This window comes from Arthrobacter sp. NPDC057388 (assembly GCF_042668165.1).
GTDB lineage: Bacteria > Actinomycetota > Actinomycetes > Actinomycetales > Micrococcaceae > Arthrobacter.
The window spans coordinates 1-17164 of sequence record NZ_JBHVBL010000050.1; the positions used below are offsets into that span (position 1 = coordinate 1).

Consider the following 17164-nt stretch of genomic DNA (forward strand, 5'->3'; position numbering starts at 1 on the left):
CCCGCGTACACCGGTACGCGGGCGGTGCCTTTGGGTTGCGGCGGCCTAACGGACGACGGCGAGCGCGAAACCGTCCCAGCCCTTGGAACCCACGGTCTGGATGACGGTAGCGTCCAGCCGGCTGTCCTCCCCCATCATCTTCAGCGCACTGATGATTCCGGGGGCGTTGACCTCATCCATGGCGGGATCAAGCGCCACGCCCTCCCACACCACGTTGTCCATCACAATGCTGGTTCCGGCCCGGCCCAGCCTTACCGCCCAGTCGAGGTACTGCGGGTTGTTTTCCTTGTCGGCATCGATGAAGACGAAATCAAACGGGTCCGCACCCTCGGCCTCGAGGGCGGCGAGCGTGTCCAGGGCAGCGCCCGTCCGGATCTCCACTTTGTGGCCGATGCCCGCCGCGTCGACGTTGGCCCGGGCCACCTCGGCATGTTTCTGGAGATATTCGCACGTCACCAGCCGCCCGTCGTCGGGCATTCCCTGGGCCATCCAGATGGTGCTGAAACCGGCCAGGGTGCCGATCTCCAGCACCCTGCGGGCACCGGACGCCGCCACCAGCAGCTTCAAAAGCTTTCCGGCGTTCGGGGTCACCTCGATTGCCGGCATCCCCGCCTCTTCGGCGGACCGGACGGCGCGCCGGACGGCCTCGTCGGGGTGGACGACGACATCGGACAGATATTCTTCTACGGCCGTCCATTCCGGCCGCGGCTTGTGCTCAAACATGCGCACAGTCTGCCAGCAAGGTCCCGGCCCAGCCAGGCTCCCTGTCAGTTTCCGTCGGACAGGGCATTCTCCAGGCGCTCGACCTTGGCGGTGAGCTCGCCGGAATAACCCGGGCGGATGTCGGCTTTGATCACCAGCGACACCCTGCTGCCGAATTTGCCGACCGCCTCGGTGGCCCGCCGGACGACGTCGAACACCTCATCCCACTCACCCTCGATGGTGGTGAACATCGAATCGGTCTTATTGGGCAGGCCGGAGTCCCGGACAACTTTGACGGCGGCAGCCACGGCGTCGTGGACGGAGGCATCACCGGCGCCTGCCGCGGCGTAGGCAGGATCGGAGGGAATTCCGGAAGGTGCGACTGAGAATGCAAGCAACATGCGTCCAGTCTGACACGACGGAATCGGCCGTCCGGAACGTGTGCTGTGTCATATTCGGCGCTACCAACCGGTAACGGAGTCAGGCTGACACAGCGTTGCTAACCTTGGTTCCATGAACCTCGCAGTAGAGCGCAAGCCACTTCGTGCCGACGCTGCACGCAACGTGGACAAGATCATCAATGCCGCCCGCGAGTGTTTCCGGCAGTACGGCCCCGATGTTCCGCTGCAGACCATTGCCGCCACCGCGGGGGTGGGGCCGGCGACGCTGTTCCGGAATTTCTCGGACAAGGAACAGCTGGTCCTGGCAGCCCTGAACCGCCAGCTCCGGCTCAACGTGGATCCGGTTATCGACGTCGCGCTGGCCGGCAATGATGCGGCCGAGGGCCTGTTCCAGGTCATCGACGCCGTGATGACTGCGGCCAGTGACAATGCCAACCTGCTCGGCGCCGTGGCCGGCCGCCGGGACCTGCTCACCGGTATTACCGGGAGCCTGATCGAGTCCGTCGGTGTCCTCCTGGGCCGCGGCCAGGACCAGGGCACGCTGCGGGTGGACATCTCGCTGACAGACATGGTCCGGCTCCTGGCAATGCTGATCGGAGTGGTGGACACCATGGAACCAGGCTCCGATGCCTGGCGCCGGCCGTCGGCCCTCGTTGAAGACGCCATCCGAGCGGAACGGCCCACCAGGCCGCTGCCTCCGCAGGTGCCGCTGCCTTCCGCGCAGGTCGTCTAGGCGTTCCAAACCGCCAGGGCGCACTTTAACGCGGGCCCGTCCGGCGTATTCCGCACACAGCCCCTGCACAGTAAGCTAGGCACACCGGTGGGTTAGGAAGTCAGCCTCGGGCAGTTCCCTATACGGAGCACACCATGTCATTCCTTGCACGTGTTCAATTCAGACCGGCCGTGGCATCATGAACCGCTCGCAGCTTGCGCACTTCATGAAGCATTCAACGGATCCTGAAACCACCCTGACCGCGGCCTCCACCGACGAGCTCAGCATCATCGTCGACGCGCTCTACCGGAACCTCGATACGCCGACGCCTGTATTCGGCGCCCAGGACTGGTATGACCTGGCCACAGAAGAGCTCGCGCGGCGGTCCGAGCAGGCTTCCCCGGACGCCTACGGGGCAGCCTGAACCTGCAGACTGAGCCTGGCGCTGCCCGCGCGGTCAGGACTGCAGCGCGGGCAGTCAGGGCCGGGCGGACAGCGAATGCAGGGCGGCGGCCAGGCATTCACTCATGGCCTGCAGCGCGATCAGCTGCGCCTCGCGCACCTGCGGTTTGGGAGCGTTGATGCATATCGCTTCGTCCGCAGCCTGCGCCAACGGGTTGGGCGCCGCCCCCGTCACCGCCCAGACGGTGGCTCCGGCGGCACGCGCGGCGGCGGTAGCTTCCAGCAGGGCATGCCTGTGCCCGCTGGCGGAGACCACCAGGAGAACGTCGTCCGAACGGATATGCGCCCGCACCAGGCTGGCGACCTCATCCGCGTGCCCCTGCGCAATTTCGACGGCGCTGTCCGGGGCCGCGCCTGCTGACACACCGGGCCGCAGAGCGATGAGGGAAAACGGCTGGCGCTCGCTCGCATGCCGCCCCAGCAGTTCGGCGGTGAATTGCTGCACCTCCGCCGCCGAACCGGCGCTTCCGGCCGCGACGAGGCGGTTCCCGGAAAGCAGGCGGTGGGCCAGTTCCTCGCCCCACTTGGCCAGGCGTGAGGACTCATTTCTCAGCGACGCTACTGCAGGGCCCACCTGCCGCAGGTGCTCGAGAACGATGTCCACCGGGGCTTTCATTTCGAACGGCGCGTCCGTGGCGCGGGTCCGGGACAGTCTGCTGACGGCTTTCATTTGTACAACTCCTCTTCCTTTAGAGCATACAACGGCTGTGATCTGCGTCACTGAAAAGCACTGTGGTCCGTGGTTGGCGCAGCCACCGGAGGGCCGCTTCCCCCGCTAGCTCCAGCCCGCAAGCCGGAGGAGCGCGGCAACTCCGGCCCCCGCCAGCACAACAACAAGGAAGGGCGCCCGAAGGAGCAGCGCCACAGCGGCCGCCGCCAAGGCCCCCAGCCGGGCATCGAGAACCAGTGCCTGCCCGCTGGCCAGTGCGTTGACGATCGTCAGGGACGCCAGCAACCCGATGGTCATGGTGCCTGCGATCCGGGACATCCGGGGGTTCTGCAGCAGGCTTGCCGGGAGAAGGTAGCCCACCAGTTTCCATGCGTAGGCGAAGAGGCAGGAGAGCAGCAACCACACCCAGAGGCTCATCGGGCACCCTCGGGTCTGGTTCCGCCGGCCCCGGAGTGCCCGCCGGGCGGGTGCTGGCCCGGATGCCGCTCCGTGTAGGGGTCTATATCGGGTTCAAGCCCTTCGTCCTGGCGGCCGTGGCTGAGCCAGCCGATAACGGCGGCCACCACCGCGGCGATCAGGATGGGCACGCCGGCCGGGACGAACGGCACCGCCAGCACCGTCGCGAGGGCACAAACCACGGCGATGGCCACCGGTTCCCGGCCCTTCAGCCGCGGCCAGAGCAGGCCGAGGAAAGCCGCCACTGCCGCGCCGTCGAGCCCCCACTGTTTCGGGTCTCCCAGCGCGCCTCCGGCGAGGGCCCCCACGGCGGTGAAGACGTTCCAGAGCACGAAGATCCCGACGCCGGCGGCCCAGAAGCCCCTTTGCTGCTCGTCGGGATCCGACTGCCCGGTGCTGGTGGCCGTGGACTCGTCAATGGTCACGTGGGCCGCGGCGTACCTGCGCCATCCGCGCGGCCGGAGCAGCACGTTGAGCTGCATGCCATAGATTCCGTTGCGCATTCCCAGCAGCGTGGCCGCCCCCATGGCAGCCAGACCCGACCCGCCGCCGGCGACGACCCCGATGAACGCGAACTGGGAGCCGCCGCTGAAGAGCAGCAGGCTCAGGGCCATGGTCTGCCAGAAGTCCAGCCCCGAGGTGACCGAAAGCGCGCCGAAGGACACCCCGTAAAGACCGGTGGCGACGCTAATGGACAGTCCGACGCGGACCGCCGGTGAACGCAGGAGGCCTGGGGGCCAGGTGATGGGCATGCCCCCACTCAATCACAGCGGCGGCGGGGATTGAGTAGCAGTGCCGGCTGCCAGGGCCGGCTGCCGGAGCTGGGCCAGCACCTGCGCCGGCCGGTTGGTGGTGATCTCCTGGATGCCGAGTTCCCGGCACAGGGCCACATCTTTGCCGGCATCCACGGTCCACACCCGGAAGCGGCGGCCGGAAGCCAACCAGCGGCCCACCGTGCCTGGGTGCCGGCGTACGTAGTCGATGCCCGGTCCGGCCATGCCCACTTCGCCGTCGTTAAGAATCCGCTCCCCCTCCAGCTGCGCCGCCTTCATCACGTTGGCCACCGCACTGCCGGTGAAGGGCCCCAACCCCAGTTCTTCGCGGATTTCGGTGACGTTCACATCATCCACAAGCTGGCAGATGAACTCCGCGGGCACCGCCTTGCGCAGGTGCCGGACCGAGTCGGGGCTGAAGCTCATGAACGTCACCCTGATGTTGTCCAGCCGGGACGTGCGGGCGTCCCATCCTTCCGCCCGCAGCACTTCGAGTACCCGGTCCTCCAGCTTCAGCTGGTACGGGCTGGGATGCTTCAGCTCAATGGCGAGCCCGACGTCCCGTCCGGCAGCCCGGAGCAGGTCCAGCAGGTCGGGCAGGGTGAGGAACTGGTCGGACCTTGGCCCGTAGGCTTCGGGAATCCGGACGCCCTTCCAGGAGGAAAAATCCAGCAGCCGCAGCTGGGCGACGGTCCGCTCGGCCACGGGACCGGTGCCGTCCGAGGTCCTGTCAAGGTTGGAATCGTGCAGCAGGACAACATGCTGGTCGCGGGTGAGGTGCACATCGCACTCGACGCCGTCCGCGCCGTCGGCAAGCGCGCGAAGGTAGGCGGCGCGGGTATGCTCGGCGAAATGCGCGCTGGCACCCCGGTGGGCGTAGACCAGGGGACGGGCTCGGGCTGACTCGTCGGCTGTCATGGTCACACGTTAGCCGACCGCGGCCGCCAAAGCGGGACTAGGCTTGGCACATGCAGGTGAACTCTGAACCAACCACCCAGCTGGCATCTCCCCCGGGTGAGGCAACCGCTGAGCATCCGGGTCAGGACCGGCCGGCGGCCCCGCCCGCCGCCCGGCCCCATCAGCTCACGGCGGGCGACGCGGAAAAGGCGGCCGCCCTCCGGAAGATGAAGCTGGTGGCGCTGTGCCTGCTGATTGCCATGGCAGTGGTGTTCGTCGTGGCCTTCGCGCTGCAGAAGCAGTACCCGTGGCTGGAGTACGTCCGGGCCGCGGCGGAAGGCGGGATGGTGGGCGCCCTGGCCGACTGGTTCGCGGTGACCGCCCTGTTCCGCTACCCCATGGGGCTGAAGATTCCGCACACCGCCATCATTCCCCGCCGCAAGGACCAGATCGGTGCGTCCCTGGGCGAGTTTGTGGAGACGAACTTCCTGTCCGAGCAGGTGGTCCAGCACAAGCTGTCCAGCATGAATATTTCCGCCAAGGTGGGCAGCTGGCTGTCCGGGCCGGGCGGCGCCGAACGCGTGGCCAAGGAGGGTGCCGCCGTCATCCGCGGCACGTTCAAGGTGCTGAACGACGACGACGTCCAGGCAGTTATCGAGGGCATGGTCCGCAAGCATCTCCTGGCTCCGCCGTGGGGACCTCCCGTGGGACGCATGGCCGAGCGGGTCTTCGCTGAGGGGCACCACCACAAGCTGGTGGATCTCCTGGTGGACCGGGCGGCGGACTGGGTGGCGGCCAACCACCAGACGGTCAGCCGGCTGGTCACGGAACGCTCCCCGCAGTGGGTGCCCAGCTTCGTGGACGGCCTGGTGGGCGACAAGGTCTATATCGAGCTGCTGAAATTCACCCGCGCAGTCCAGGACGACCAGCAGCACCAGGTCCGGCTGTCCATCGACAAGTACCTGACAGACCTCGCCCAGGACCTGCAGCACGATCCCGCGATGATTGCCCGCGCCGAAGGCATCAAGGCCCAGGTACTCGGGGATCCGGAAGTCCGCGAGCTGGCTTCCCGGACCTGGGCCACCATCAAGGGCGCGCTGCTCAACGCCGTCGACGATCCGGACAGCGAACTGACGGTGAAGTTCAAGGCAGCGGTCCGCGACTTCGGCTCCCGGCTGGTCAACGACGACGAACTGGCCGGCAAGGTCAACGCGTGGATCGGCGATGCCGCCGGCTACCTCGTCCGCACGTACCGGTCGGACATCGCAGGGGTGATCACGGATACCGTGGCCCGCTGGGACGCGGAGGAGACGTCGCAGAAAATCGAACTCCAGGTGGGCAAGGACCTGCAGTTCATCCGGATCAACGGCACCGTGGTGGGGTCCCTTGCCGGGCTCGCCATCTTCACGGTGGCGCACCTGGCGTTCGGCTGATCCGGCGGGCGGCCGTGGAGGCCGTTCAGGTTTCTGCCGGCTGATTTCCTAGGCGAACGGCGCCAGTTCCACTCCGGCTTCCTCCAGGCCGGCCCTGACGGCGGCAGCCCTGCCCACCGCTCCGGGGGTGTCGCCATGGATGCACAGGGAATCGGGGTCCACCCGGACCACGGTCCCGTCCACCGCCACCACCTCGCCCTTGAGCGCAAGGCGGACGGCCCGCTCAACGATCGGGCCGACGTCGTGCAGAACCGCACCCTCCTGCGAGCGCGGCACCAGCGTGCCGTCAGGCAGGTACGCGCGGTCCACGAATGCCTCACGGAAAACAGGATGCCCGGCGTCCTGGGCCTGCTTGAGCAGCTCGGATCCGGGAAGCCCCAGCACCGGCAGGCCGGGATCGTAGGCCTGGATGGCAGCCACCAGCGCGGAAGCCTGCCCGGCGTCATGGAACGCCCGGTTGTAAAGCGCCCCATGGGGCTTGACGTAGTCCACCGAGGCGCCCACCGCGTGCGCCACTCCGTCCAGCGCCCCCAACTGGTACAGCACGTCACCGAACAGCTCATCGAAGGACATGTCCAGGAAACGCCGCCCGAAGCCGGCGAGGTCCCGGTAGCCCACATGCGCGCCCACCGTGACGTCGAGTTCGTAAGCCGCCCGGCAGCTGTCCAGCATGGTCACGGGGTCTCCGGCATGGAAGCCGCAGGCCACGTTGGCGCTGGTGACGAGCTCGAACATGGCGGCGTCGTCGCCCATGGTCCAGGAGCCGAAGGACTCCCCGAGGTCAGCGTTCAGATCCACCCGCGCCGCCTTCCCTTGTTTCACTGTCCGCAGCGGTTTCACTGTCCACTGCTGTTTCATTGTCCGCAGCGCCGGATTCCAGGGTTCTGCGCGGCCCGCCGACGTTGAGCTCGCCCGGCACCGTGTCCGGCATCGGCCCAAAGGCTTCCTTGGCATTCGCCACGACGGTGCGGCCCATCATCAGGTTGCCGGCGCCGCCCACCACGGCTCCGATGCCAAACGGCAGCGCACGTCCGAACAGGGCACTTCCCTGGCGCTTGAGCAGGCTCCGCAGGAAGGCCTTCTGGATCCGCTCGCGGATGAAACCGGCCCCGGAGGATGACATCCTGCCCGCCAGCACGTTTCCCCAGGCCTGGCTTGCGCCCTTGCCCTTGCCCAGGGCCTGGCCGCTGAGGGAACCCAGCAGCGCGGTTCCCTCCTCGCCGAGCATCACGGCCATCACCAGGGTGCTGGCCTTCTCCGGGTCGGTCATCCGGATGCCGTGCAGCTCGGCCAGCGAGGTGGCGTAGAGGGCTGTCGCTTCCAGGAACCCCACGGTGGCGGCGGCTGACAGCCCGAGGGACGCCACAGTGCCCACGCCGGGCACGACGGCGGTGGCCCCCACCAGCGCTCCCCCACCGGTCACTGCCCGGAGGTAGTCTCGTTCCAGGATGTCTGCGAGCTGGGCGGCGGACGCCCGCGGATTCCGGCGCTGGAGCCGGCGGATGTTCGCGACCACCAGCGGCCGCTGGATCTCCACGGCCCGCAGCAGCAGGTTGTGGACACCGGGTTTGGGATTGCCGTGGGCGTCGAACACGGCGTTGTGGGCTGTTTCCTGCGCGATTCTCATCGCGGGGTTGCGTCGGTTGGCCATCATCACCTCTACGTCGGAACAACCGGCGGCCGGAGACCGCCGTCTAGCCTTAACACTAGGGCACAACCCAACATGCCAAGCATGCTGATCACCCCGGCACGCGCAAATCCCTCACAGCGCCCAGGACTCGGCCACCGCCATGTACGCGGACGATGAGGGCCCGCGCGGTCCGGGATAGACCGTGGGCTCGCCGGGCCATTCGACTCCGAACTCGGAGAGTTTGCCCCCGCTGCAGGGGTGGTAGACGTTGCTCATCGCCGCATTCGCCGTCCCCAGCTGAAAGTCGGGTGCGGAGAACTGGCGCCGGTCCAGTACACCGGAGACCTCGATGGCGGCCCGCCGTCCGGTTGCCCGGAAGCCACGTTCAAGGTCCAGTTCGACGTCGAACTCGTCGTGGGTGTGGCCCACAGCGCCGAGCGGAAAGCGCGCCGCCTCCGGGAAAAAGCGGGTCAGCTCGGTGGCGAGGGTCGAGGCAAGAAGTTCGTTGGAGCCGTAGCTGCGCCATCCCTGCAGTGTGGCCACCATGAGGGCCGTTCCGCTTCCCCACCGGGACCAGTCAGCCATCCAGAATGAGGCAAAGCAGCTGGCCGGCTCTCCGGCGATGTGGACGCCGTTCCGGTCCACCGGGTGCAGGGCAAGGCCAACGTTTGCGCCGATCAGCGCCACAGTGCGCCGCCCCGGCCTGGCCGGTGTGTTCCCCATGGCTAGAGCCTATCCCGCCGGACGCGTTCCGCCGGACAGAGGCGCGTCCTAAGATTGCCCTGTGCCCCTTCCCCGCGCCCTTCGGCCTTTTTCCCACCGTGAGTACCGTGTGCTGATCGGCGCCCTGGCCATCTCCATCTTCGGCTCGGGCATGTGGGCCGTGGCGATGGTCTACCAGGTCATCCACATCGGCGGCGGCCCGCTCGAACTCTCGCTGGTGGCGGCTGCCGGCAGCGTTGGGCTGGTGGCGTTCGTCCTTGCCGGGGGCATTGCAGCGGACCGCGTCCCGCAGCGGCTGCTGATCATCGCCGTCGAGGGCACCAACCTCGCCGTCATAGCCGCGGTCAGCGGGCTGGCTCTGGCCGGCTGGCTTCAGCTGTGGCACCTGGTGGCCGGCGCTTTCGTCCTCGGGGTCGGGGCGGCCTTCTTCTTCCCGGCGTACTCAGCGATTCTGCCGCGGATCCTGCCGCCGGAGGACCTGCTGGCAGCCAACGGCATGGAAGGGACCCTGCGTCCCACGCTTCAGCAGGCGGCGGGCCCTGCGGTGGCCGGCGTCGTCGTGGCGGCCCTGTCGCCGTCGCATGCCGTGACCGGCGTTGCCGTATGCCACCTGCTGGCGTTCATCGTCCTGAACTTCCTCGGCCGGCACGCCCTCGAGGCACCTGGCACGGGTGAAGACGGCGCAGGACACACTGGCGAAGTGGAGGGCGGCTCCGCCAAGGCACCAGCCAGGACCTCGTTCTTCGCCGACCTCCGGGAGGGTGTCAGCTACACCGTCCGGACGCCGTGGCTCCTCTGGACACTGCTGTGGGCCTGCATTTCGGTGCTGTTCCTGATCGGCCCCATCGAGGTGCTCCTGCCCTTCGTCATCCGGGACCAGCTGGGCGGGGACAGCCGCATGTTCGGGTTCCTGCTGGCGGTCATGGGAGTGGGCAGCGCCGTGGCATCGCTGGTGACGGCGTCGGTCCGGCTGCCGCGCCGGTACCTGACCGTCATGATGGTCTGCTGGGGAGCAGGCACGCTGCCGCTCGCAGCCGTAGGACTCATGGACAGCTTCTGGCTGCTCGCCCTGGCAGTTTTCATCTTTGGCGCCACAGGCAGCGTGGGCATGGTCATCTGGGGAACACTGCTCCAGCGCCGGGTGCCCCCGCACCTCCTGGGACGGGTGTCCAGCCTGGACTTCTTCGTGTCCCTGGCGCTGATGCCGGTGTCCATGGCGCTGGCCGGCCCGGCTGCCTCCGTGCTCCCGATCTGGCTCATCTTCCTGGTTGCCGGCGGGGTCTGCCCGGTCATGGCGGTGGTGGCCCTGCTGGCGGCCCGGATGTCCGTGGACGAGGTGGCCCACCCGCTCGAGCACAAGGGCCCCCTGCCGACGGGGGCCGGGGCCACCACCTGAAAGACAGCTAGTGGGCCCGGACCACCGGGATGCTCGCCGTTGGCGGCCCGCTGGGGAACACCGACGGTTCGGGGACGTGCACCGGCTCCAGCGGAACGCGGACCGGTTGGGAAGCCACGGTGAGCCGGACCCCGCGCACGTCAATGTCCAGCGCTCCGCCGTCGAGGACGGTGAGCGTAATGGCACCCTGGTCGAGTTCCACCAGGAGCAACCGTCCCTGCAGCCTGAGGTGGAAGCGCAGCGTCTCCCATTCCTCGGGCAGCCGCGGATCGAAGAACGGCACCGGCCCCTGGTCGCGGAGACCGGCGAAGCCGCACACCAGCGAACTCCAGACTCCGCCGGTGGAGGCGATGTGGACGCCGTCGATCGTGTTGCCGTGGGAGTTGTCCAGGTCGATGAACACGGCGTTCGTGAAGTGTTCCAGGGCAGCCCGGCGGTAACCCACTTCAGCGGCCATGATTCCCTGGACACAGGCGGAGAGGGTGGAGTCGCCCGTGGTGATGGGATCGTAGAAGTCGAAGGCCCGGCGCTTTTCCTCGGCCGTGAACTCCTGCCACTGCAGGAACATGGCCAGCACGGTGTCCGCCTGCTTCAGCACCTGGTGGCGGTAAATCACCAGCGGGTGGAAGTTCAGCAGCAGCGGGTACTTGGAGCGCGGCGTCGTCCAGTCCCACGGCTCAAGCGTCATGAAGTCGTTGTCCTGCGAGTACACCTGGAAGTGCTCATCGAAGGGCAGCTGGATCCGCTCGGCGGCGGCCTCCCACAGCTCCCGCTCGGCGTCGTCCACGGCCGGGTGGTTCAGCGTGGCCGCGGCCCGCAGGTTAAACCTGGCCATGACATTGGTGTAGAGATTGTCGTTCACCACGGCGGTGTACTCGTCGGGTCCCGTCACACCGTGGATGTGGAAAGCGCCGTCCTTGCCGAAGAAGCCCAGGGACGCCCACATGCGGGCAGTTTCAATCAGCAGGTCTGCGCCCATGCCGGCGCAGAACTCGGAGTCGCCGCTGGCCCAGACGTACCTGTTGGTGGCGAAGGCAACGGCGGCGGCAATGTGGAACTGCGCCGTTCCGGCGGCATAGTAGGCGCTGGCTTCGAGGCCGTTGATGGTGCGCCAGGGGAACAGCGCGCCGTCCACGCTCAGCTCCTTGGCCCTGATCTTGGCGTCCGGAAGCATCTCGTGGCGGAACTCCAGAACCTGGCGTGCGCCGTCGGGGTTTGAATACGTCAGGTACGGCAGGAGGTAGACCTCCTGGTCCCAGAAATAGTGCCCGTCGTAGCCCGAACCGGTGACACCCTTGGCCGGAATGCCGGCCACTCCCGCCTTGGCGGTGGCCTGCGCGAGCTGGAAGAGGTTCCACCGGATGGCCTGCTGCAGCTCAGGCTGTGCACCCACCTGGATGTCGGCGCTGGCCCAGTAGCTGCGGTAGTGTGCCTCGCTTTCGGCAAAGACGTCGCCCACCGGCTTCAGCCCGGCCTCGGCCGCACCAGCCGGGTCCTCCCCGGCTTCCACATCCGCAGCACCGGGCCGGCCCGCCAGGGCTCCCCTGGCCACGGCGTAGCTGACGCTCTTCTCCAGGCGGAACGGCTCTTCGGCGGCAATCGCCAGCACATAGCGGACGCTGCTGTCATCCTGGTCCACGAGGGTATCGAACGGCTGGTGGCCCGCCGAGGTCCAGTGATCGACGGCGATCCCCACCCGCTGCTTCGACTCTGCGGCCTCCCAGGACAGGCGGAGCGAACCGTCGCCGCCCTCCATCCGAAGCGGCAGCAGGACGCGGCCCGCGTGCCGGCCGGCCCGGCGCGGGTCGTGCGCTGAATGGTCCTCCACCGGCTGGTCCTGCCGGTTGATGACGGACGAGGTGACGTCCGCGGAGACGGCCCGGTCGGAGGAAACCTCCAGGGAGATGCCCAGGCTGCCGCGCGAGTCGAAGCCCACGGCCCGCCGCTCGACGGTGGTCACCGTGGCGCCGGAACGGCACTGCCAGACGATGCTGCACTCATAGATGCCGGTGGCGAAGTCCACGGACCGCCGGTAGTCCAGCACTGCCGATTCGGCAAGGCTGAGCATTTCGCCGTCGATGATGACCGTGAAGTTGTTGGCGTCCGGGATGTACAGGATGCGCTGGCCGGTGCGGGCAAAACCGTAGGCATTTTCGGCGTGCTTGATGTCCCAGATTTCATGGAAGCCGTTGATGAAGCTGCCGGGCAGCTCGGCGTCGGCCGCGGCCCAGTGCGCGCCGCGGACGCCGAGATGGCCGTTGCCGAGGGCAAAGAGCGTTTCGAGCGTTCCGGCGTCGCCGGGTGCGTGGCTCGTCTCCACGAGCTTCCAGGGATCATTGGGGAAGCGGACGCGGTCGGCGTTGATGAGTGCCATGAGTGGCGTTCCTTTGAAAGTGGTGCGGGAAGTTCTGCCGGGCTGGGGGACCCGGCACGGGGACTGCGGGGCTAGAGAAGTTCCTCGAGGTCATTGACCACAAGGGTGGCGCCGGCGTCGAGCAGTGTCTGCCGCCCTGCGCCGCGGTCCACGCCAATAACGGAGTGGAAATTGCCGGCGCTGCCCGCCTGCACGCCGGAGACCGCGTCCTCGACGACGATGCACTCCTCGCTGGGCAGGCCAAGGAGCCGGGCCGCGTACTCGTAGGTCGCGGGAGCCGGCTTGCCGGGCAGGCCTTGCTCAGCGGCCACAACGCCGTCGACGACCACCGTGAAGCGGTCCGCCAGCCCGGCTGCACGCAGCACCGAAGGGGCGTTCCGGGAGGAGGAGACGACGGCGACCTGCAGTCCGCGGTCCAGTGCGGCCTCGAGGAACCGCACCGATCCGGCATACGGCTCCACCCCGGCACTGACAATGTCGTTGAAGATCCTGTTCTTCCGGTTGCCGAGGCCCTGGACCGTGACGTTGTCCGGGTGGTCATCGGCCGGGCCTTCGGGGAGGGTGATGCCGCGGGATGTCAGGAAGTCCCGCACGCCGTCGAACCTCGGCTTGCCGTCGATGTGGTCAAAGTAGTCGCTCTCCCGGTACCCGTCCTTTTCGGGAACGGTTTCGAGGTACCCGTCGAACAGTTCCTGCCAGGCACGCTCGTGGACCACGGCAGTGGGTGTGAGCACGCCGTCCAGGTCGAAAAGGATGGCGGCGGCGCCGGTCCAGCTGTTGGGCCGGCTGCCAGCATCGGTATTCAGGGTTTCGGTCATGCTTTGTTCCGTGTCCTTTCGGGGGTCGGACAGCAATATGTTGGGAATTACCAGGAATGTGGTCGCCGGTGACCAAGAGTGCGTATGCCTGCAGGACCTGTGTCGTACCAGACCTGCCGCTCCGGGGACCTGCCGCTCTGTGCACACAGCGGCACACAGCGGTCCCGAAGGGTTCTGTTTGGTTGTGCTGCGGCGCGCCGGGCGGCGGCGCTTCGTTGCGGCCCCGGCTGCACTGCCTGGCCGCGGAAAGCGGCGTCCCACTGCTTGCACTGGTTCGGCCGGAGGACGCTTGGGTTATGTCCGGCGCGTGAACTCGCGTGGTTCCGCCAGTTGCACCGCGGCGTTGCGGGCCAGGCAGAAGGCGCCCAAATGCGGGCGCGAGGTTTTTGGCCTACGTCCATGATGAACGTGCAGGCGGTTGAGGGCAAGCCAACGGAACATCCCGGCGGGATGGGCGGCGGTAGGATGCATGGCGCGGTCCTGCCCTTTCAAAGCTCTTCAGTCGGCACTGCCGGCCGTCAGCCAGCGGATGGATTGCTGATGGCCATCGCGGCCGAGGATGAGTGTAAGCGCTTGCAGATTTAGCCTGCAACTGTTTTTTTGTTGGGTACTGCCGCATGCCGGAATCAGCCGAGAACGTAGTGCCGCAGGAAGGCACTGACGTCCACCATCTCGGTCTTGGACATGGCATGGCCCATGCCGGGATAAGTCCGCGCCGTGAGCCGGGTATGCGTATTGAGCCACTCCTCTGTATAAGCCGTTGCGTCGCCGTTGATGACAAGGTCGGCCTTGTCCCTCCCCCAGAAGAAAGGGGGCCGTTCGTCGAGTGACTCACTCAGTGCCAGCAGGTCATTGTTGAGGACGAACCCGGAAAGTCCCACCACAGCCGGGAAGTCCCCCGGCCGCAGGCGCAGGAGCGTGCTCGCCATGGCCATCCCCTGTGAATATCCCAGCAGGCTCACACTCGCGTGGTTTGACCGCACCGAGTCGATCCAGGAGAACACGGAATTGGCCGCCGAGATGACGTCGGCAAAATCGTTGGTCAGGAAGTAGTCCAGCAGGAACCAGCCGTAACCGTTGGCGATGGGCATAGGTGCCCGGAGCGCCGCGCAGGTGAACTCCCGGGGAAGATAGTCGAACAGGTTGACCATCCGGGATTCGTCCGTGCCGTAGCCGTGCATCATGACCAGCAACGGGGTGCCGGCGCGCTCCCCTTCCGGCTTCGACCATACAACCGTCTCCATCCGATCAGCCTAGCGAGTCATCAAAAGCGCCCGCCCCTGACCTGCGCTTTTGATTGAATAGCGGGTTACAGCGATGTAGCCTGACGCTTGACAGCATGCTTAGCAAATTGGCGCACGGCAAACCGTGCGGACCCGGATACGGGAAGTCCGCGAATGCAAGGAGTGAGTCATGAGAATAGGTTCCGCCATCTTTCTTATCGCACTGGGCGCCATCCTCGCCTGGGCCGTCACGCCAGGCCTGATCCCCAACGTCGACACAACACTGATCGGGTACATCCTGATAGCCGTTGGCGTCATCGGCCTCATCGCCTCCCTGGTCATTGCATCCCCCGGCAGGAGGGGCCGGGTCAGTGAGACGCGCTCGGTGGTGGACCCGAATACGGGCGAGCGGATCACCCGGAATGAAAGCCGCGACAACGGGCTGTAGAACCGCCTCCGCCGAGAGACGGCAAACGGACTGGCAACCTCGCCGGGCCGGACCTTCAGGTCTGGTCCGGCTTTTGGTTTTCTGTGGTTTTTCCGTTGACAAACCAACACGATCGAAGATAAAGTCAAGTACTTGCAGATTTGTGACAGCCGTCACTGACCCGGCGGAAGTCATTGAACAGACAGCCGTCACCCAACCGATCGGTCCTGACCAGTACGCAATGGAGGGTATGTGTTTGCCGAGGAGCGCCAGCAGCAGATCGCCGGCCTTGTTGCGGCCAGCGGCCGCGCCAGCGTGACCGACCTCGCCGAACGCTTCCGCATCACCACGGAAACGGTCCGCCGTGACCTGGCGGCCCTGGAATCGGCGGGCACCGTGCGCCGCGTACATGGCGGGGCCGTCTCCGCCGACCGGTTCAGCACCACGGAGGAGAGTATCCTCGAGCGGACCATCCAGCGGCAGGCGCAGAAGCTCCGTATCGCGGAGGCTGCCCTCGGCTTCCTGCCCAAGGGCCCGTCCAGCAGCATCCTCCTCGACGCCGGTTCCACCACCGAAGTCCTCGCCGACCTCCTCGCCCGCCGCGGAGCCGCAGCACCGGCCGGGAAGGCGGACCCCGGCCAGGAACTTCTTGTCATCACCCACGCCGTTCCGATCGCCGCCAAGCTGGCCAGCACCCCCGGCATCGCCCTGCAGATTCTGGGCGGCCGCGTCCGCGGGCTCACGCAGGCCGCTGTGGGTCAGGGCACGGTGGAAGCTGCCGGCAGGCTCCGGCCGGACATCGCCTTCGTGGGGACCAACGGCATCCATGCAAGCTTTGGCCTCAGCACACCGGACTCCGAAGAAGCCGCGGTCAAGGCCGCCTTCGTCCATTCGGCACGCCGCATTGTGGTCCTGGCCGATTCGTCCAAGCTGGAAGCGGAAACGCTCGTCCAGTTCGCCTCGCTGAAAGATCTGGATACCGTGATCACAGACCGCAAACCCGCCCCCGAACTCGCTGCGGCCCTCGCCGAAGCCGGCGTCGAGGTGGTAGTCGCATGATTGTCACCCTCACAGCCAACCCCAGCCTGGACCGGACCGTGGCACTGCCCGGCCCGCTTGAGCGCGGCGAAGTCCAGCGCGCCGTCTCCGTCACACAGGAATCCGGCGGCAAGGGAGTCAACGTTTCCCGCGCCCTCGTGACGTCCGGCCTCGAAACAATTGCGGTGCTGCCCGGCGCGGAATCCGACCCCGTGCTGGCCGGCCTACGGGAGGAGGGCGTGCCCTTCGCATCGCTGGCAATCCACGAACCGCTGCGGACCAATGTGGCCCTGACGGAGCCCGGCGGCGTCACCACCAAGATCAACGAGCCCGGACCGGTACTCGCCGAGGACACCCAGGAAGCGCTGATCAGCCTGCTCCTGGAACGCTCGCGTGGAGCCAGCTGGGTGGTCCTGGCGGGTTCGCTGCCGCCCGGTGTTCCCGCTGATTTCTATGCCACTGTCACGCGTCGGCTGCGCAATGCCGACGCCGGCGCCAGCGTTCCGATGATCGCCGTCGACTCCTCCGGTGCCCCCCTGGCAGCGGCCGTCGCCGGCGAAGCAGCAGCAGCAACAGCAACAACAGTTTCGGGAAAACCGGACCTGCTCAAACCCAATGCCGAGGAGCTGGCGGAACTGGCCGCAGCAACAGGATTTTCCTCGGCAAGCACGGCTGAGGAACTCGAAGCGGATCCGTACGCTGCCGCCGCGGCAGCTGCCGCCGTCGTGCGTTCCGGTGTGGGGGCCGTGTTGGCAACGCTCGGTTCCAAGGGCGCTGTCCTCGTGACGGCCGACGGCGCGTGGCTGGCCACGCACCCGCCGGTCACCGCAGTCAGTACGGTCGGCGCCGGGGATTCGTCGCTGGCCGGCTACCTGCTGGCCGCCAGCCAGGGCGCTGCCCCGGCTGACTGCCTCCGCCAGGCTGTGGCGCATGGCGCCGCCGCCGCTTCCCTGCCGGGCTCCACCGTTCCGGCAGTCCACCAAACAACCCCCGATGCCGTAACCATCACGGCCCTCCGGAAGGATTGAC

General features: G+C 67.3%; 19 protein-coding genes. 7 read left to right on the forward strand and 12 right to left on the reverse strand.

Features of this window, described 5'->3' with window-relative positions; all coding sequences use genetic code 11:
- Nucleotides 1–45: 45 nt before the first annotated feature.
- Both ACFUTU_RS18355 and ACFUTU_RS18360 read right to left on the reverse strand, forming a co-directional pair.
- On the reverse strand, nucleotides 46–723 hold the full coding sequence (locus tag ACFUTU_RS18355) for an O-methyltransferase (RefSeq protein ID WP_377966848.1): 678 nt from the start codon (nucleotides 721–723) through the stop codon (nucleotides 46–48).
- Between the two features lie 44 nt (nucleotides 724–767).
- Nucleotides 768–1103, reverse strand: coding sequence for an MTH1187 family thiamine-binding protein (locus ACFUTU_RS18360; RefSeq protein ID WP_377966850.1), 336 nt, complete (start codon nucleotides 1101–1103; stop codon nucleotides 768–770).
- A gap of 112 nt (nucleotides 1104–1215) precedes the next feature.
- Here ACFUTU_RS18360 and ACFUTU_RS18365 point away from each other — a divergent pair, with 112 nt between their 5' ends.
- A complete protein-coding gene (locus ACFUTU_RS18365) occupies nucleotides 1216–1836 on the forward strand; it encodes a TetR/AcrR family transcriptional regulator (protein ID WP_377966852.1) in 621 nt (206 codons plus the stop codon).
- Between the two features lie 205 nt (nucleotides 1837–2041).
- On the forward strand, nucleotides 2042–2239 hold the full coding sequence (locus tag ACFUTU_RS18370) for a hypothetical protein (protein WP_377966854.1): 198 nt from the start codon (nucleotides 2042–2044) through the stop codon (nucleotides 2237–2239).
- 54 nt (nucleotides 2240–2293) lie between these two features.
- On the opposite strand, the gene ACFUTU_RS18375 is transcribed toward ACFUTU_RS18370, so the two are convergent.
- From ACFUTU_RS18375 to ACFUTU_RS18390, 4 genes are all read right to left on the reverse strand, one after another.
- Entirely contained in the window at nucleotides 2294–2947 is a 654-nt protein-coding gene (locus tag ACFUTU_RS18375) for an SIS domain-containing protein (protein WP_377966856.1), read from the reverse strand.
- Between the two features lie 105 nt (nucleotides 2948–3052).
- Nucleotides 3053–3364 (reverse strand): AzlD domain-containing protein, encoded by a 312-nt coding sequence (locus tag ACFUTU_RS18380; protein WP_377966858.1) that lies wholly within the window; start codon nucleotides 3362–3364, stop codon nucleotides 3053–3055.
- Nucleotides 3361–4155, reverse strand: a complete 795-nt coding sequence (locus tag ACFUTU_RS18385) for an AzlC family ABC transporter permease (protein WP_377966860.1) — start codon at nucleotides 4153–4155, stop codon at nucleotides 3361–3363. Before ACFUTU_RS18385 ends, ACFUTU_RS18380 begins: the two co-directional genes overlap by 4 nt.
- Before the next feature lie 12 nt (nucleotides 4156–4167).
- Nucleotides 4168–5094 carry a glycerophosphodiester phosphodiesterase gene (locus tag ACFUTU_RS18390; protein WP_377966862.1) on the reverse strand — a complete coding sequence of 309 codons (927 nt, stop codon included), beginning with the start codon at nucleotides 5092–5094 and terminating at the stop codon, nucleotides 4168–4170.
- Between the two features lie 50 nt (nucleotides 5095–5144).
- Here ACFUTU_RS18390 and ACFUTU_RS18395 point away from each other — a divergent pair, with 50 nt between their 5' ends.
- Nucleotides 5145–6506, forward strand: a complete 1362-nt coding sequence (locus ACFUTU_RS18395; RefSeq protein ID WP_377966864.1) for a DUF445 domain-containing protein — start codon at nucleotides 5145–5147, stop codon at nucleotides 6504–6506.
- A 48-nt stretch (nucleotides 6507–6554) separates the two neighbouring features.
- On the opposite strand, the gene ACFUTU_RS18400 is transcribed toward ACFUTU_RS18395, so the two are convergent.
- From ACFUTU_RS18400 to ACFUTU_RS18410, 3 genes are all read right to left on the reverse strand, one after another.
- On the reverse strand, nucleotides 6555–7304 hold the full coding sequence (locus ACFUTU_RS18400) for a LamB/YcsF family protein (protein ID WP_377966866.1): 750 nt from the start codon (nucleotides 7302–7304) through the stop codon (nucleotides 6555–6557).
- Nucleotides 7288–8157 (reverse strand): hypothetical protein, encoded by an 870-nt coding sequence (locus tag ACFUTU_RS18405; RefSeq protein WP_377966905.1) that lies wholly within the window; start codon nucleotides 8155–8157, stop codon nucleotides 7288–7290. The genes ACFUTU_RS18400 and ACFUTU_RS18405 overlap by 17 nt, the downstream gene beginning before the upstream one ends.
- A gap of 111 nt (nucleotides 8158–8268) precedes the next feature.
- Nucleotides 8269–8859: a hypothetical protein gene (locus ACFUTU_RS18410; protein WP_377966868.1), complete on the reverse strand. Its 591-nt coding sequence runs from the start codon at nucleotides 8857–8859 to the stop codon at nucleotides 8269–8271.
- 61 nt (nucleotides 8860–8920) lie between these two features.
- On the opposite strand from ACFUTU_RS18410, the gene ACFUTU_RS18415 reads away from it, so the two are divergent.
- Nucleotides 8921–10255: an MFS transporter gene (locus ACFUTU_RS18415; RefSeq protein ID WP_377966870.1), complete on the forward strand. Its 1335-nt coding sequence runs from the start codon at nucleotides 8921–8923 to the stop codon at nucleotides 10253–10255.
- Between the two features lie 7 nt (nucleotides 10256–10262).
- Here the strand turns inward: ACFUTU_RS18415 and ACFUTU_RS18420 are convergent, their stop codons facing one another.
- The 3 genes from ACFUTU_RS18420 to ACFUTU_RS18430 form a co-directional block, all read right to left on the reverse strand.
- On the reverse strand, nucleotides 10263–12629 hold the full coding sequence (locus tag ACFUTU_RS18420) for a glycoside hydrolase family 65 protein (protein ID WP_377966872.1): 2367 nt from the start codon (nucleotides 12627–12629) through the stop codon (nucleotides 10263–10265).
- Nucleotides 12630–12700: 71 nt separating this feature from the next.
- The gene (locus tag ACFUTU_RS18425; protein ID WP_377966874.1) at nucleotides 12701–13447 is read right to left on the reverse strand and encodes an HAD family hydrolase; all 747 of its coding nucleotides are present in this window, start codon (nucleotides 13445–13447) and stop codon (nucleotides 12701–12703) included.
- Nucleotides 13448–14073: 626 nt separating this feature from the next.
- Nucleotides 14074–14691 carry an alpha/beta hydrolase gene (locus ACFUTU_RS18430; protein ID WP_377966876.1) on the reverse strand — a complete coding sequence of 206 codons (618 nt, stop codon included), beginning with the start codon at nucleotides 14689–14691 and terminating at the stop codon, nucleotides 14074–14076.
- 169 nt (nucleotides 14692–14860) lie between these two features.
- Between ACFUTU_RS18430 and ACFUTU_RS18435 the strand changes: the two genes are divergently transcribed.
- The 3 genes from ACFUTU_RS18435 (at nucleotide 14861) to ACFUTU_RS18445 (ending at nucleotide 17163) form a co-directional block, all read left to right on the forward strand.
- Entirely contained in the window at nucleotides 14861–15118 is a 258-nt protein-coding gene (locus ACFUTU_RS18435; protein ID WP_377966878.1) for a DUF6458 family protein, read from the forward strand.
- Nucleotides 15119–15349: 231 nt separating this feature from the next.
- Nucleotides 15350–16156 carry a DeoR/GlpR family DNA-binding transcription regulator gene (locus ACFUTU_RS18440; RefSeq protein WP_377966880.1) on the forward strand — a complete coding sequence of 269 codons (807 nt, stop codon included), beginning with the start codon at nucleotides 15350–15352 and terminating at the stop codon, nucleotides 16154–16156.
- Nucleotides 16153–17163, forward strand: coding sequence for a 1-phosphofructokinase family hexose kinase (locus ACFUTU_RS18445; RefSeq protein WP_377966882.1), 1011 nt, complete (start codon nucleotides 16153–16155; stop codon nucleotides 17161–17163). The genes ACFUTU_RS18440 and ACFUTU_RS18445 overlap by 4 nt, the downstream gene beginning before the upstream one ends.
- Nucleotide 17164: the final 1 nt, after the last annotated feature.

What these genes read in the sequence shown, in the direction of transcription:
- ACFUTU_RS18390 (WP_377966862.1), bottom strand. Translation starts at nt 5,094, where the DNA reads ATGACAGCCGACGAGTCAGCCCGAGCCCGTCCCCTGGTCTACGCCCAC.
- ACFUTU_RS18410 (WP_377966868.1), bottom strand. Translation starts at nt 8,859, where the DNA reads ATGGGGAACACACCGGCCAGGCCGGGGCGGCGCACTGTGGCGCTGATC.
- ACFUTU_RS18355 (WP_377966848.1), bottom strand. Translation starts at nt 723, where the DNA reads ATGTTTGAGCACAAGCCGCGGCCGGAATGGACGGCCGTAGAAGAATAT.
- ACFUTU_RS18395 (WP_377966864.1), top strand. Translation starts at nt 5,145, where the DNA reads ATGCAGGTGAACTCTGAACCAACCACCCAGCTGGCATCTCCCCCGGGT.
- ACFUTU_RS18360 (WP_377966850.1), bottom strand. Translation starts at nt 1,103, where the DNA reads ATGTTGCTTGCATTCTCAGTCGCACCTTCCGGAATTCCCTCCGATCCT.
- ACFUTU_RS18365 (WP_377966852.1), top strand. Translation starts at nt 1,216, where the DNA reads ATGAACCTCGCAGTAGAGCGCAAGCCACTTCGTGCCGACGCTGCACGC.
- ACFUTU_RS18420 (WP_377966872.1), bottom strand. Translation starts at nt 12,629, where the DNA reads ATGGCACTCATCAACGCCGACCGCGTCCGCTTCCCCAATGATCCCTGG.
- ACFUTU_RS18435 (WP_377966878.1), top strand. Translation starts at nt 14,861, where the DNA reads ATGAGAATAGGTTCCGCCATCTTTCTTATCGCACTGGGCGCCATCCTC.
- ACFUTU_RS18370 (WP_377966854.1), top strand. Translation starts at nt 2,042, where the DNA reads ATGAAGCATTCAACGGATCCTGAAACCACCCTGACCGCGGCCTCCACC.
- ACFUTU_RS18385 (WP_377966860.1), bottom strand. Translation starts at nt 4,155, where the DNA reads ATGCCCATCACCTGGCCCCCAGGCCTCCTGCGTTCACCGGCGGTCCGC.
- ACFUTU_RS18405 (WP_377966905.1), bottom strand. Translation starts at nt 8,157, where the DNA reads ATGGCCAACCGACGCAACCCCGCGATGAGAATCGCGCAGGAAACAGCC.
- ACFUTU_RS18375 (WP_377966856.1), bottom strand. Translation starts at nt 2,947, where the DNA reads ATGAAAGCCGTCAGCAGACTGTCCCGGACCCGCGCCACGGACGCGCCG.
- ACFUTU_RS18430 (WP_377966876.1), bottom strand. Translation starts at nt 14,691, where the DNA reads ATGGAGACGGTTGTATGGTCGAAGCCGGAAGGGGAGCGCGCCGGCACC.
- ACFUTU_RS18380 (WP_377966858.1), bottom strand. Translation starts at nt 3,364, where the DNA reads ATGAGCCTCTGGGTGTGGTTGCTGCTCTCCTGCCTCTTCGCCTACGCA.
- ACFUTU_RS18445 (WP_377966882.1), top strand. Translation starts at nt 16,153, where the DNA reads ATGATTGTCACCCTCACAGCCAACCCCAGCCTGGACCGGACCGTGGCA.
- ACFUTU_RS18425 (WP_377966874.1), bottom strand. Translation starts at nt 13,447, where the DNA reads ATGACCGAAACCCTGAATACCGATGCTGGCAGCCGGCCCAACAGCTGG.